At 60.3% G+C, this 13,645-nt stretch carries 9 protein-coding genes; all 9 read left to right on the top strand.

Features of this window, described 5'->3' with window-relative positions:
• The first annotated feature begins 421 nt into the window (after positions 1 to 421).
• Positions 422 to 1,048 carry an MlaC/ttg2D family ABC transporter substrate-binding protein gene (locus AWB68_RS29145; RefSeq protein ID WP_087647795.1) on the top strand — a complete coding sequence of 209 codons (627 nt, stop codon included), beginning with the start codon at positions 422 to 424 and terminating at the stop codon, positions 1,046 to 1,048.
• Between the two features lie 173 nt (positions 1,049 to 1,221).
• Positions 1,222 to 2,517 (top strand): TAXI family TRAP transporter solute-binding subunit, encoded by a 1,296-nt coding sequence (locus AWB68_RS29140; RefSeq protein ID WP_235028559.1) that lies wholly within the window; start codon positions 1,222 to 1,224, stop codon positions 2,515 to 2,517.
• Complete coding sequence (locus AWB68_RS29135) at positions 2,471 to 3,157, top strand: GNAT family N-acetyltransferase (protein ID WP_235028558.1); 687 nt, start codon at positions 2,471 to 2,473, stop codon at positions 3,155 to 3,157. Before AWB68_RS29140 ends, AWB68_RS29135 begins: the two co-directional genes overlap by 47 nt.
• A 453-nt stretch (positions 3,158 to 3,610) precedes the next feature.
• The gene (locus AWB68_RS29130; RefSeq protein WP_235028557.1) at positions 3,611 to 5,599 is read left to right on the top strand and encodes a site-specific integrase; all 1,989 of its coding nucleotides are present in this window, start codon (positions 3,611 to 3,613) and stop codon (positions 5,597 to 5,599) included.
• Positions 5,600 to 5,779: 180 nt separating this feature from the next.
• Positions 5,780 to 6,958: a ParA family protein gene (locus AWB68_RS29125; protein ID WP_087647792.1), complete on the top strand. Its 1,179-nt coding sequence runs from the start codon at positions 5,780 to 5,782 to the stop codon at positions 6,956 to 6,958.
• A complete protein-coding gene (locus AWB68_RS29120) occupies positions 6,959 to 7,930 on the top strand; it encodes a ParB/RepB/Spo0J family partition protein (RefSeq protein ID WP_087647791.1) in 972 nt (323 codons plus the stop codon).
• Positions 7,931 to 8,251: 321 nt separating this feature from the next.
• A complete protein-coding gene (locus tag AWB68_RS29115; protein ID WP_087647790.1) occupies positions 8,252 to 9,505 on the top strand; it encodes a hypothetical protein in 1,254 nt (417 codons plus the stop codon).
• A 1,118-nt stretch (positions 9,506 to 10,623) separates the two neighbouring features.
• Positions 10,624 to 11,310 carry a glutathione S-transferase family protein gene (locus AWB68_RS29110; protein ID WP_087647789.1) on the top strand — a complete coding sequence of 229 codons (687 nt, stop codon included), beginning with the start codon at positions 10,624 to 10,626 and terminating at the stop codon, positions 11,308 to 11,310.
• Positions 11,311 to 11,609: 299 nt separating this feature from the next.
• Positions 11,610 to 13,631 carry an RNA polymerase sigma factor RpoD gene (gene rpoD, locus AWB68_RS29105; RefSeq protein ID WP_087647788.1) on the top strand — a complete coding sequence of 674 codons (2,022 nt, stop codon included), beginning with the start codon at positions 11,610 to 11,612 and terminating at the stop codon, positions 13,629 to 13,631.
• Positions 13,632 to 13,645: the final 14 nt, after the last annotated feature.

Genomic DNA, 13,645 nt, shown 5'->3' with positions numbered 1-13,645 from the left:
GGCGTTTCCCTTGTGGCCTTCCGCAATTGGGATTCACCAATGCAGGTATGAAGTAAAGACTACGCGTTCGGAGCAGCAGCGTAAACAAAAAATCGAGGCGACGCCGCGATCGTTTACTCCGATGAAACAGTGCGGCCGACTGTGTTCGCACGCGAACGAGCAGACCAAAGGTCCGATTGCCCGCGCGCCGCAGCAAGCCTATTTTTAAGGCTATCGCGACAAGCGCTTGAAATGCGGGCGTCTAAATTCTCTGGCAGCATGGATGATGGAGGTCGATACCGACATGAGCACCGGTATTCGGTCGGTCTGTCGGTCTGTCGGTCTTCGCTTTCGTATGAATTGCTCGCATTGCCAGCCAAGGGCGTCCTTGATCCAGGTTCAAGTGCGCAATTCCTCGACCTCACCTTTTTTAGCGCGCGACATGACACGCAAACCATTCAGAGCCGCATTCCTTGCGATGCTCGCCACGCTCTGCGCACTTGCCTCCGCGCAATCCGAATACATGTCGTCGCCCGACGGCATGATCCGGTCCGTCACGCAGCAGGTCCTCGTTCAAGTCAAGTCCGACAAGGAGATTCAGGCAGGCAACCTGACTCGCATTACCCAATTGGTCAACGAGAAGATCCTGCCGTACATCGATTTCACTCGCACGACGCGTCTTGTCATGGGTCGCTATTGGGCTTCGGCCACACCCGAGCAGCGGGCGCAAGTCACCGAGCAATTCAAGTTGCTCCTGATACACACGTACTCAGGGGCACTGGCGCAAGTGCATGATCAGGAGATCACCTATCAACCGTTCCGCGCTTCGCCCGACGATACCGATGTGGTCGTGCGCTCGTCGATCATCAACAATGGATCGGCGGTCGAGCTCGACTATCGACTCTATAAGACACCGCAAGGCTGGCGCGTGTATGACATCAACATACTCGGCGCGTGGCTCATCCAGGTCTACAAGCAGCAATTTGCCGATCAGATCGCGCAGCACGGCGTCGATGGCTTGATCACCTTCCTGACGCAGCGAAACCAGCAACTCGCGGCCGGAGGTTAGGCGGCGTGGTCGGGCAGTGCTGCGTGCCGCGCCCTTGATGCGATGGCGTTGTCGCCATAGGCCATTCTGGTATCGTAGGATGGATAACACGACACCGCGCACGACACCCGCGCACGAGACGCCGAACGATGCCCAGGCAAATCCCCGCGCTTCAGCGTAGCCGGAAAGCCCCGATGCCGCCGAAACGCCGGCGGCTTCTCATCGTTGGCGCGATAGTGCTGCTTGCCGCGTTGGGCTGGGGCTTAGCGATAGTGCTCAAGCCCGCCATCCAGCGGACGATCGTCATCACGACCGGAGCGGACAACGGCATCTATCGCGGCTTTGCGGATCGCTATGCCCCGATCCTGAAGCGCGAAGGCATTACGCTCGATATCCGGAGTTCATCGGGCTCGGTAGAAAATTATCAGCGGCTGAAGGATCCCGACAGCCAATACGAAGTGGGCTTTATACAGTCAGGCACGACGAGTCCCAAAGAAACAGACTATCTGCAAACGATCGCCGCCGTTTCCTTTGAACCGATCTGGGTGTTTTATCGCGGAGACACCGTCAACCGGCTGGCGCAACTGCGCGGCAAAAGGATTTCCATAGGCGTTCCCGGCAGCGGCCTCCTTCACGTGTCGACGGTCTTGCTCGGCTATAGCGGCATCGATGGCCAGAACACCACGCTGGCGGAAATGGATGCGGTCAAGGCATATCAGGCCCTCGAAGACGGTCAGCTGGATGCCGCTTTCTTTATCGGCAGACCCGACGCCCCGATGCAGCAGACGCTCCTGAACAGCAACCTGAAGCTGATGAGCTTCGCCCAGGCCGATGCGCTGGTGCAAAAATTCCCGTCTCTCTCCAAGGTGATCTTCCCGCGCGCCTCGACCAGCATCGTCAACGATCTTCCGCAGACGGACGTCACCTTGCTCGCCGCCACGGCGCTGCTCGTTTCCAAGGACACTCTCCACCCTGCCCTGGCTTATCTTCTGCTGGATGCCGCGAAAACGGTCCACGGCGGTGAAGACTACTTCACGCCGCGCGGCGCATTTCCCAACTTGGGTACCGACGAATTTCCCATTTCCGACGAAAGCACGCGCTACTTCAAATCCGGCCGTCCCTTTTTGCAGCGCTACCTTCCATTCTGGCTGGCCAGCTTTGTCGAGAGGCGACTGCTGATCCTGCTCCCCTTCATGGCCTTGCTGCTTGGTTTGCTGCAGGCGTTGCCGCGCATGGCGGAGGCCCGGATAAAACATCGGCTGGTGGTCTGGTATCGCGAGATCAAGGCGCTGGAAGATGAAATATGGCGAAGCCGTCGACCGAGCGCGGCCCAGATCGCTCAATGGCGCATTGAAATCGAGGACATCGACGCGCACGCCAGCCAGATACGAATTCCGCAGCGATACTTTCATGATCTGTATTCGCTCAAGCAGGCGATTGGGGTTGTTCGATCGCGGATTACCCAAGCGGCTCGGAAGGTGGCGGAATAAGGCTGGCATTCTCGCGACTCAGCGGGGTGCTCTTTTCGCGGCGGCACTTCTGATCGATCCGGCGCAGCAAGTCTCCACTTCGACGATGCGTTCATTGCCGCGCTATTTCGCGGGTGAATGGGTCGCGCGGGTGTCAAGTCCGGCATTCAAAGGCTTTCCCATGAAGAGAGTAGAAGGAATGGAAATCAAACAGGACAGTCGTCTCGTCGACGTTCGAATCATCAGGTTGCTCGAGGAGCACGTTGCAGAAATGAAATCCATCACGCCGCCCGAGAGCAAGCATGCGCTCGACCTCGATGGTCTGCGCGTTCCGGAAATCTCGTTTTGGGCAGTGTGGGACGCGGACAATGTCGCGGGCTGCGGTGCGATCCGGGAACTCGATCAGAATCACGTCGAGTTGAAATCAATGCGGACAGCCTCGGCATATCAGGGACGAGGGGTTGCATCGCGGTTGCTGCGACACATCGTTGCGAGGTGTCGGGAAAAGGGCTACCAACGGATCAGTCTGGAAACCGGAGCAATGGACTTCTTCATTCCCGCCAGAAGACTCTATGCGAAATTCGGTTTCACGGAATGCAGCCCCTTCGCTGACTATCGAGCCGATCCCAACAGTGTATTCATGACGATGACGCTGTCATGAGGCTCGCGTGCGGCAGCCTCCGCGGGGCAGCAATGCGGTTCTTGGCCGCACTACTTGCGGGATGCTTTGCGCCGGACGCTCGCGGCGCACAACGTTCGGCGGTCCACCAAGTTGTATTTCCATGGCATGGCGACTGATAACGCTGTGCATCGGTGCATTTGTCGACATAGGGCGCGGCTCCGCACGCCCGCCTCGTTCGCCAAACAAAAAGTGCCCCGCGCAACGCGGGAGGATTGGTCTCGGTGCTTCCAATTGGTCTCAAGCCGGTCTTGATAGCGCTTGAAACTACGCTGCCGAAAGTTTGAAGGGCGGACATCGGCCAAGATTCAGCCGCGCCATTCCGCTACACCTGATAACAGTACTTATCAGATGTAGCGATTTTACTTGTCGAATTCGAAACCAATTGATAACCTTCGTGCAACTTGTTGATCCTTAACAGCTAATTCTTCGTCCGTGCCGAAATCCGCGTCCGACTCCCCTTCGCGCCCTCCCCTGTCGACGCAGAAAGCCCGCCCGCCGACGCACATCGACGGCGAAGCAGCCCAGCCGCTACGCCGGCTCACTCGCCAGCACTTCGCGCTGTATCGGGGCTATCTGGACGGCGTTGCCGACGCGCAACTGCACGCAACCTACGGCGACGGCAGCACCGACGTGCGCGCGACGCGCCGCCTGATCGCCACACTGCGGGACACGCTCTCGGTCCTCGCGCGGCGCGCGCGCGACGTCGAGGCCGCGCATCTGCTCAGGCTGAGGCCCGGCAGCATTCCGCTCGCCGAGTTACACGGAGCGCCGGACTTGCCGACGCTCGAGGACTTCCGCGACCGCGTCGACCCGGACGGCGTCTTTGGCGAATCGGAATTGCTCGACCTGTATCGGGCGGAATATCCGCCTGATGCGTCGCCCCGCGTCGACAGGCGAATCGCTCGCAATGCCCGGTTGCGGCGGCGGCAGGCCGATGCACTGGCGCGCATGGAAGCCAGCCTCGCGCAGGAGCCTCGGCCGGATCACCCGCTCGACGGCTGGTTCGAACCGGCGGTCGCCGGTCGGCTGGCGAGCGCGGGGCTCGTGACGCTCGCCGATCTGCTCGAATTGATCGAGGCGCGCCGGCACCGCTGGTACACGGCGGTGCCGCGCCTGGGTCCGCGGGGCGCGCAGCGAATCACCGACTGGCTGTCACTTCACGCGCAAGCACTCCAGCACGCGCTTTCGCCGCTCGCGCTGGTGCCGCGCAGGCAACTCCCCGCGGGCCATCCGGCGCTCACGCGCGCGCGACCGGCGGTTTCGGATGGACATGCGCGCATTGTGCCGCTCGAAGCATTTCGGCCGCCCGCCACGCTGGACGGCGAACACGGCGCGAATCGGGCGTCCGGGCCGAACCGGATCGGCGCGAAGACGGATCTGCAGGCCGTGGAGGCTTGGCTGTCGCGGCCGTCGAACAGCGTACACACCGCGCGGGCGTATCGGCGCGAGGCGGAGCGGCTCCTTCTTTGGAGTGTCGTCGCGAAGGGTAAGCCGATTTCGTCGCTGACGAAGACCGACTGTGCGGAGTACGTCGAAAGCTTTCTGAAAGACCCGCAGCCGGCCGGGATGTGGGTCGGCCGAGCCCGCGCGGAGCGTTTCCAGCGTGAATGGCGTCCGTTTCTCGGCGCGTTGTCGGACCGTAGCCGGGAAACGGCCCGCACCATTCTGAATGCGCTCGGGGCCTGGCTGGTCGACGTGGCCTACCTCGCCTCCAATCCCTTCGACGAAATCCGCCGGATCGCGAAGCCGGCCGCACTCGACGCCTCCGGACGCACACTGGGCCATGCGCAGTGGCGCTTTGTCCTGTCGGCGACGCCCTGCGCGGACTCCACGGCGGCCGGACATCGCGACCACGTCGCGCTGCTGTTCGCCTACGCAACCGGCTTGCGGCGAACGGAACTCGCCTCGGCCACGACGGGCGATCTCGTCTGCGCGCCAGACGCAGAGCACGCCGCCGATGCCTGGGAACTGATCGTGCCCGGCCGGCGGGAAGCCAAACGTTCCGTCCCGATTCCACGCGCGCTGATGGATGCGTTTCGGGAAAACCTGCGCTTGCGGGGCATGCCCGAACCGCGCGCTTGCCCTGCCGGTACGCCTTTGCTGGCGCATGCGCGCACAGGAGAAACGCTGAGCGCCGATGGCTTGGGCAAGATTTACAAGGGAATTTTCGCGCGGGCGGCAGCACGGCTGGAGAGCCAGTCGCCGGCGGCGTCGCGCGACCTGATGCGGGCGACCACCCATTGGCTGCGCCATACGCATTCGAATCACGCGCTCGACCGCGGCGCGGAATTGCGCGACGTGCGAGAAAATCTCGGCCACGCGAGCCTGTCGACGACTGCACTGTACGTCTCGAACGCGGCACGGCGGCGCAGGGCAATCGACGCCCTTCTTCCGAGCACCGGCGTCGAATCGACTGATTAGGGCCGATTTCAGCCAAAACAGGGCCAAAAGTCAGGCTCAATGCCTGCGGACGCGTCACAACAACACTTCAGAGTTTACTTGAGGTTTACCGGTTCGCCGTTTATTCTTCGGTTTGCAGCATCTTCCACACAAACCGAAGAATTTTTTGCTTACCCAGGCCTGCCAGTGACTGCGAATTCCATGTTAAGCGCTCGGCTTCCCGAAGTCGACCAATCCGTTTCGATCGAAACGCTCTTGGGAGTGGCTGCCCAAGCCACTGACATCCTTAACCAGATTCGCGATGCGATGCTGGAACCGTATCCGCGAAAAAGTGCGCCCACCTTTACCAGCGCCCAAGTCGCATCACTTTGCGGCCTCGACAAGCAACGTTTTCAGTATCTCACCACCAAAGGCGAGTTGCCGCCAGGCACGTCGAAGGGCGCTGGCCGCAGCAAGGAATTCACGCTTGCGGAAACCCTCACCTGGGTCAGGGCGACAACGGAGCGCGCCCAGCGACCCGAGGGTAAACGCGGACGCATCGTCACCGTCGCGAACTTCAAGGGCGGCGTCGCGAAGACCACGACCGCGGTTTCCGCGGCCCAGGCGCTTACGTTACTGGGCCGCAAGGTACTCGTGATCGACTGCGACCCGCAAGGCACGACGACACAACTGTGCGGCTGGGCGCCCGATGCCGAAATTTCCGACGACCAGACCCTGCTGCCGCTCATCTACGGCGACCAGCATACCCTGCATTACGCGGTCCAGGAGACTTACTGGCACAACCTCGATCTGATCCCGGCGTCGTCGTCGCTCTTCGATGCGGAGTTTGAAATTCCCGCCAAGGTGCTCAACGACAGCACGTTCGAGTTCTGGGAGATCATGCAAAAAGGACTGACGCCGCTCGCGTCGGACTATGACGTCATCATTATCGACACGCCGCCCGCGCTGAGTTATCTCACGATTAACGCGCTCCTTGCGTCCGACGCCATCCTTCTGCCCTGCCCGCCCGAAGCGCTGGACTTCGCCAGCTCGACACAGTTCTGGCACCTCTTCGCCGACATCGCCAAAAAGTTACCGGGCGTGCTCGAGCAAAAGCGCTTCGACTTCGTCAACGTGATCATGACGAAGGCGAAATCGGACGATGTCTCGCGTGTCGTCCGCGGGTGGCTTCAGAAGGCCTATGGAGATCGCGTGTTGCCTTTCGAAATTCCGGAATCGACGGTTCCGAAGGGCGCCTCGGCACAGCTTTCCACCGTCTATGACCTCTCAAAACCGGATGGAAGCACGGCGGCATACAACCGCTTCAAGGAACCGCTCGATCGGCTGGCGGAGCATCTGGACGCTCAGTTCGTCCGCTCGTGGAATCAAACGGAGGATTAAATGGGCATCGGGGACAGGTTACTTGCAAAGACCGCGAACGTAGGCGCGAAGCCAACGGATGCGAGCCCGCCCAGGCCGGTCAATTCGGAACCACGAACGTCGCCGGGCCGCCTGATGGATGCGCAGAACCGCATCAACTCGGCGCAAGCGCGAATCAAGGAACTGGAGGCTCAGCTCGAGGACAAGGCCGCGCTGGAGGTGAGCATTGATTCGCTCGTCGAAATCAGCGGGCGCCGACGAAAGCTGACGCCGGAGCAATATCAGGAACTGAAGAACAACCTGGCGCTACACGCGCTTGCGACGCCCATTCTCGTTCGGCCACTGCCTGACGACCGCTTCGAGATCGTCGCGGGACACAACCGCGTTGCGGCTTATCGGGACTTGGGCCGCAGGACGATTCGCGCCAATATTGCCTCGATCGAAGAAGGTGAAATCGAATTCGCCGCTTTCTTTTCGAACCTGCTCTCGCCCTCGCTGACGGACTTCGAGAAGTACTGGAACTTCAAGCGATTGCAGGAGCTATCGGGGTTGTCGCGCGCGGAGATTTCAGAAAGCGCCGGCCTGAGCAAAAGCCATGTGACGCGGATTTTTTCGTTCGACGCGTTACCCGATGTCGCGAAGGCCGCCCTTGCAGAAAAACCCGAGCGACTTGGGAGCAATGCTGCGCAGAAGCTGGCGGCGCTGACAGAAGCCGGAAAGGCGGAAAAGGTAATCGAAGCGGTTCGACGACTCGTCGACGACGAGAGTTTCACGCAGGATCGGGCTGTCGCATTCGCAACCGAGAAACAACGCACGGTCTCGACGGCGCCAACCGTCATCAGATCTGGAAAGCGGAAGGTTTGCGAAGTGTCGGCCCGAAACGGCGTCGTCGGCGTGCGCTTCTTTGAAAGAGATGCCTCCGACGCTCAGGAGTGGGCGCAGCGAATCACGGAGTTCATCAACAAAAGTCTGAGCGATTCGACAGGCGACTGAGTTGCTAGTAGGTTTTTGTTCTAAATCAATGACTTAGAAATATGCAAAACCCAGGACGCCGACAGATCTAGTAGAGTTTGCTTAAGAATCAATGACTTAGATTCAAATCCGCACAGAGGACACCCATGTAGCTTATTTGCTTCACAAAGACAAAAGCCTTCGGCGCCAACCGAAGGCTTTTGAATATCGGGCTTAACTGTCGTTCGCCCGTTACGCTTCCCGACGCCAATCGGGTCACGAGTGCACACCTCGAAGTGTAGCGAATAGCGTTCGCCAGTCAAGCGTTTGTCTTCCATTTTTTCTGAAATGGACGCACTGGACATGCTTATCGCGCAACTTCCTGTTGCCGGCGAGGATGGCGATCGTCTTCGCCCATCGAATCCGGACAGCTTTGATAACGATCACTCGGCATTCGAGGAATACGCCTGCGATCGATCCAACCTTCCCTGGATCATTTTCCGCGCCGCTCATCGGGCCAACCACGTCGCAGCGTTGCCCGCGCGAGCGCGGGCACTACTTGCAGCCCTTGCTCGTACCGTGGATGCCAACCGCCCATTCGCCGCCATCTTTGCCCGGCGCGAACTGCTCACTGGACGCGCTCTGCAATCCATGCGCACGTTCTATCGCAGCCTCGACGATCTCGAAACTGGCGGATTCATCGTGAGACCGCCCCAAAAGCGTCACGGCGACGCCGGTCTCTTCGGGCGCGCGTACCTGCACCTCACGGACAAGGCAGCCACGCTTCTAGGATTGGTGAATGAGTCGAGCAGCGAGTCTTTGACCGCGGGTTCTTGTCCTGTGCCCGAAACCGCCTTCGCCGAAGCACCGTGCTTTTTCACGCCCCCGTCTGCCACCGTGGCAGACGGCGCTATATATAAGGATCTATACCCTACTAATCAAAAGAGACAACCAGCACGACTGCCTGCGGACCTCCAGCGCCTGTTGAGCTTGGGTTTTCATGAATTTTTGATTTTTCGATTGATGCGTGAAGCGAAGCTCAACCTCAAACGACTCTCCGACGTGGTTGAAGCCACATGGATTCATCTGCAGAAAGCGACTCGTCCGATCAACTATCTCCGCGCCCTACTTCGCTCGCCTGTCGACTTCGGGCATCAGATTCGAAGCAAACACGCCGCCCAGGCAAAGGCCGACACCACCCGGGTTCGCGCCGCGCTAATCGATGCCATCGTCGCGCGACACACCGGTCAGGTCTTTTTCGATGCCTCGAACGGCCGTCGGTTTGAGGTGTCGGAAGACGCGGCTCAAATCGCGGTGCATGATCACCGAGAGTCGACGCCACGTATTCGCGTCGGGAACTGGTCTGCTGAATTCGTGGATGCCCTGGAAAGCGGGCGCATCGCGCCTGCAACGCCAGAACGGGAATCGGAGTTTTCGTTGAAAGGGGGAGGGCGAATCGCGTCAGTTGCGACATCCCTTATTCGGAATGATATGAACCTGACCAAACCCGTCCGAACGGAGGCAATCGATCAACGCTTGATCGACATGAAGCGGTTCCTGCGACTGGCATGCGCTGGCGAACCCGTTTTTCGCCGCACGCTCGGCCCGCGCAAGTGAGCATAACAACGAGCGCTGAGACCGAGGTTTGCATTTGCATGAGTCGACTTGCGATCTTGTGGCAACCCCGGCCGCGTCCGTGGTCCAAGCCACCGACTCCTGCCATGTCGAAGGTCCGAATCCGGACACTCCAGGCGCCCACACGAGTCGCCGCGAACATCCGGATCAGCGGCCTTCATGGCGAACCAGCAATTAACATGCAATACCTCCTCCAAGCCAGCATCAGCATTCCGAGATCGCCTTCTAAGGAGGTACAGTTAGTTATCCAAATTTAATATATCGAAGCTGTACATAGGTGAACCTTTCTGAAACTCAATTGGCTCAATTTGCCCCATCCACAACACGTATCGCGGGCGTAGTCTGCACATCGAAACCACTATGTCAGTTCGCAAATTCTCAATCTCATAAGGTGCACTGTCAAAGCGCACTCCTGATCAAGATCAGGACCGTAGCATCACGAGGCAATGCTGTCCCACTTGCGAAGCGGAAACTTCGCTCAAGCGTCCCCGACTATTCCGAGGCAACCCGGCGCTGCAAGCCAACCGGAAATAGCAACCCAAAATGCCGGCGCTCACGCAAAGCCGCTTCCAAGAAAAACAGAATGGAAACAAGAATCGTACGCTCGCTGAAAAGCCCCAAATCGGACCCGTGTTTGAGTTAGATTTCAAAGAATGGTCGGTCGTCGGCATGCCTTGTCATCCGATACCGCAGAATCAAACCCATACTGGATCGACGTGTCGCAGACAGGAATTCCGGGTGCGCCGGGCACCGGTCGCCTTATCGCGATAAAGACGTAGCGCCCATGCAGCGTGTCGCATGCTAAGACATCCGAACCTAACCTATGCAGCTATGCAGAAAATCAGCGAAGTCCCGACACCATTGGGGTAACGATATCGTCGGCGTGACGATTGCCAAGGACAGTTGCTGCACGCCGCCCGACCCGCATATCGAACAAGTTCACGCGATGTCTATCTCCATCCGCCACATTTCGGGTTCGTGAAGCCATCTACGCCGCATCCGTGGACCGAAACAGTGCGACCATGTCTCTAGGAACAACCGCACCCAATCCGAACCCAACCCGCCCAAATTCCCCCACCTTTCCAAAACAGGCACGCTCGATGATCAAGTTCTACTTCCATCCGTCTCCGAACCCCGCGAAAGTCGCCTTGATGCTTGAGGAAACCGCCTTGCCATACGAACTCGTACCCGTCGATACCCGCAAGGGCGAGCAGCATGCTCCCGCCTTCATCGCGGTGAATCCCAACGCAAAGACTCCGGCCCTGGTCGACGGCGACGCGACCGTCTTCGACAGCAACGCGATCCTTTTGTATCTCGCCGAAAAGACGGGTCGCTTCCTGCCGCCCGACACGCCCGCCATGCGCGCCCAAATGTATTCATGGCTGATGTTCGTCGCGAGCGGAATCGGTCCATACTCGGGACAAGCCGTTCACTTCAAGCACTTTGCGCCGGCGCCGAAGGATTACGCGGTGAACCGATACGACTTCGAGGCCTGGCGGCATTGGAACATCGTCGACGCGCGTCTCGCTGAGCATCGCTACATGCTCGGCGACGAATACACGATCGTCGATATGGCGGTATGGGGCTGGGCTCGCGCGGTGCCGTTCGTGCTTGGCGCCGACGCATGGGACAAATTGCCGCACGTAAAGCGCCTGCTGGATGAGATCAACGCACGTCCGGCCGCCGTGCGTGCGGAAGCGCTCCGCACGGCACATCAATTCAAGACGGAGATGGACGGCGACGCCCGCCGCGCGATGTTTCCGCAGAACGCCCGATTGCAGGAATAAACGAGCTTCGGGGGAGGGCGGCACCAAAAATCTGCCGACCCAAGGTTGCCTCGAAACCCTTGTTAACCGTCGCCGATTAAATTTTTATTGCTGCGACGCAACAAGTGCGCCTATAATTAAAGGTTGCGCGATTTGCGCACAGTTTCAAACCGGCCCGCGCATGTGAGTGGGTCGCGTTCTTTGCTCGCTGCGATCCTACAAAGTCGTGGGTGCTTGCGCCGTGAAGTTGCGTGGCGCAGGCCGCGATGCCTGTAGCCACCGGTCTCGCCGTCGCCGAGCAAACCTGTCCAGGAGAATGTATGGCAAGTTTTGATCGGGAAGATTCAGGGCCAGACACGGCCGCATCCGCGCGGAAAACCCCGGCCCGGCGCGCGTCGAAGGGCAAGGCTGCCGCAGCCTTGCTGCCGTTGGACGCCGCGTCCACGGCGTTGCAGGACGAAGAGCGGCAGCGCCAGATGCGCGCACTCATCCAGTTGGGCAAGGAGCGCGGTTACCTGACCCACGCGGAAATCAACGATCACTTGCCCGACAACTTCGCGCAGACAGCGGCGATCGAAACCATTGTCAGCACGTTCAATGACATGGGCGTGGCGGTTTACGAGCAGGCGCCCGATGCCGAGACGCTGCTCCTGAACGACGCGGCGCCCGCTGCCGTTTCGGACGACCAGGCCGACGAGGAAGCGGAAGTCGCGCTCTCGACGGTCGACTCCGAGTTCGGCCGCACCACCGATCCCGTGCGCATGTACATGCGCGAAATGGGCGCGACCGAACTTCTCACGCGCGCCGGCGAAATTGCGATTGCGAAGCGCATCGAAGACGGCCTCCACGAAATGATCCAGGCGATCGCGGCATGTCCCGCCACGGTCGCGACCATTCTCGCCAACGCCGCACAGGTCGAAGCAGGGGAGTTGCGCATCGACGAACTCGTCGACGGCCTGAATGAAGAAGGCGGCGAAGAAGAATTGTCGGCCTCGGCGTCCGCGACGGATACCGCGGCGACTGCCGATGTCGATACCGAAACGACCGATTCCGACGATACCGACAGCGACGACGATAGCGATCTCGAAGCCGCCGATTCGACCAAAGCGAATGAAGCGCGTTTGAAGCAGCTCGCGAGCGACAGCCTCGCAATCTTCGCGCGTGTGCGCGAGTTGGCCGAGCACATGCCGCGCGGCCGCGCGACGGACGAGAAGGGCGTGGCAGCGTTTGCGCGCGTGCGCGAAGAGATCCAGCGCGAGCTCGCGCCGATTCGCTTCACCGCGCGCACGATCGACCGCCTCTGCGCCGATGTGCAGCAGCAGGTCGCGCAAGTGCGCGCGGTCGAGCGGCGCATCCTGCAAATCGCGGTGGATCGCTGCGGCATGCCGCGCGAGAAGTTCGTCGAGTCGTTCCCGGGACACGAGACCGATCTCGGCTGGACCGCGAAGACGGCGGCGGCAACGTCGTCGCGCGAATTCGGCGCGGCGCTCGAACGCAGTCTGCCCGCGATCCAGGCCGAACAGCAAAAGCTCATCGACATCGAAGCGAGCGTCGCGCTGCCCCTGCAACAACTGAAGAAGATCAACCGCCAGATGATGGCGGCCGAGTCGAAGATGCGGCAGGCGAAGCGCGAAATGATCGAGGCGAACCTGCGTCTCGTGATCTCGATCGCGAAGAAATACGTGAACCGAGGCATGCAGTTCCTGGATCTGATCCAGGAAGGCAACATCGGTTTGATGAAAGCGGTCGACAAGTTCGAATACCGCCGAGGCTGGAAGTTCTCGACGTACGCGACCTGGTGGGTACGCCAGGCCGTGACGCGTTCGCTCGCGGACCAGGCGCGCACGATTCGCGTGCCGGTGCACATGATCGAGACGATCAACAAGCTGAACCGCATCTCGCGTGAAATCCTGCAACAGACTGGACAGGAAGCTCACCCGTCCGTGCTGGCCGAGCGCATGGAAATGCCGGAAGAGAAAATCCGCGGCATCCTGAAGATCGCGAAGCAGCCGGTTTCGCTCGAGACGCCGGTCGGTGAAGATGCCGACGCGACGCTCGGCGACATGATCGAGGACGCGAGCGCGGCTTCCCCGGCGGACGCCGCCGTGCATGCCAACATGCGCGCAGCGATCGACGACGCGCTCAACGCGCTTTCGCCGCGTGAGGCGAAGGTGCTGCGCATGCGCTTCGGTATCGACACGGCGTCGGACTACACGCTTGAAGAACTCGGCAAGCAGTTCGACGTGACCCGCGAGCGGATTCGTCAGATCGAAAGCAAGGCGATGAGAAAGCTGATGCATCCGAGCCGTGCCGACAAACTGCGGCCGTTCCTCGATCGATGAAGCAGTTGGGGCGG

It is taken from the genome of Caballeronia choica, from assembly GCF_001544535.1.
Taxonomy (GTDB): domain Bacteria; phylum Pseudomonadota; class Gammaproteobacteria; order Burkholderiales; family Burkholderiaceae; genus Caballeronia; species Caballeronia choica.
The sequence above is the reverse complement of the archived record's forward strand: the minus strand, read 5'-3'. Positions and strand labels throughout refer to the sequence as shown.

Excerpts from the sequence above, each read along its gene's own strand:
- AWB68_RS29145 (WP_087647795.1), top strand. The coding sequence starts at position 422 with ATGACACGCAAACCATTCAGAGCCGCATTCCTTGCGATGCTCGCCACG.
- AWB68_RS29140 (WP_235028559.1), top strand. The coding sequence starts at position 1,222 with ATGCCGCCGAAACGCCGGCGGCTTCTCATCGTTGGCGCGATAGTGCTG.
- AWB68_RS29125 (WP_087647792.1), top strand. The coding sequence starts at position 5,780 with ATGTTAAGCGCTCGGCTTCCCGAAGTCGACCAATCCGTTTCGATCGAA.
- AWB68_RS29120 (WP_087647791.1), top strand. The coding sequence starts at position 6,959 with ATGGGCATCGGGGACAGGTTACTTGCAAAGACCGCGAACGTAGGCGCG.
- AWB68_RS29115 (WP_087647790.1), top strand. The coding sequence starts at position 8,252 with ATGCTTATCGCGCAACTTCCTGTTGCCGGCGAGGATGGCGATCGTCTT.
- AWB68_RS29110 (WP_087647789.1), top strand. The coding sequence starts at position 10,624 with ATGATCAAGTTCTACTTCCATCCGTCTCCGAACCCCGCGAAAGTCGCC.
- rpoD (WP_087647788.1), top strand. The coding sequence starts at position 11,610 with ATGGCAAGTTTTGATCGGGAAGATTCAGGGCCAGACACGGCCGCATCC.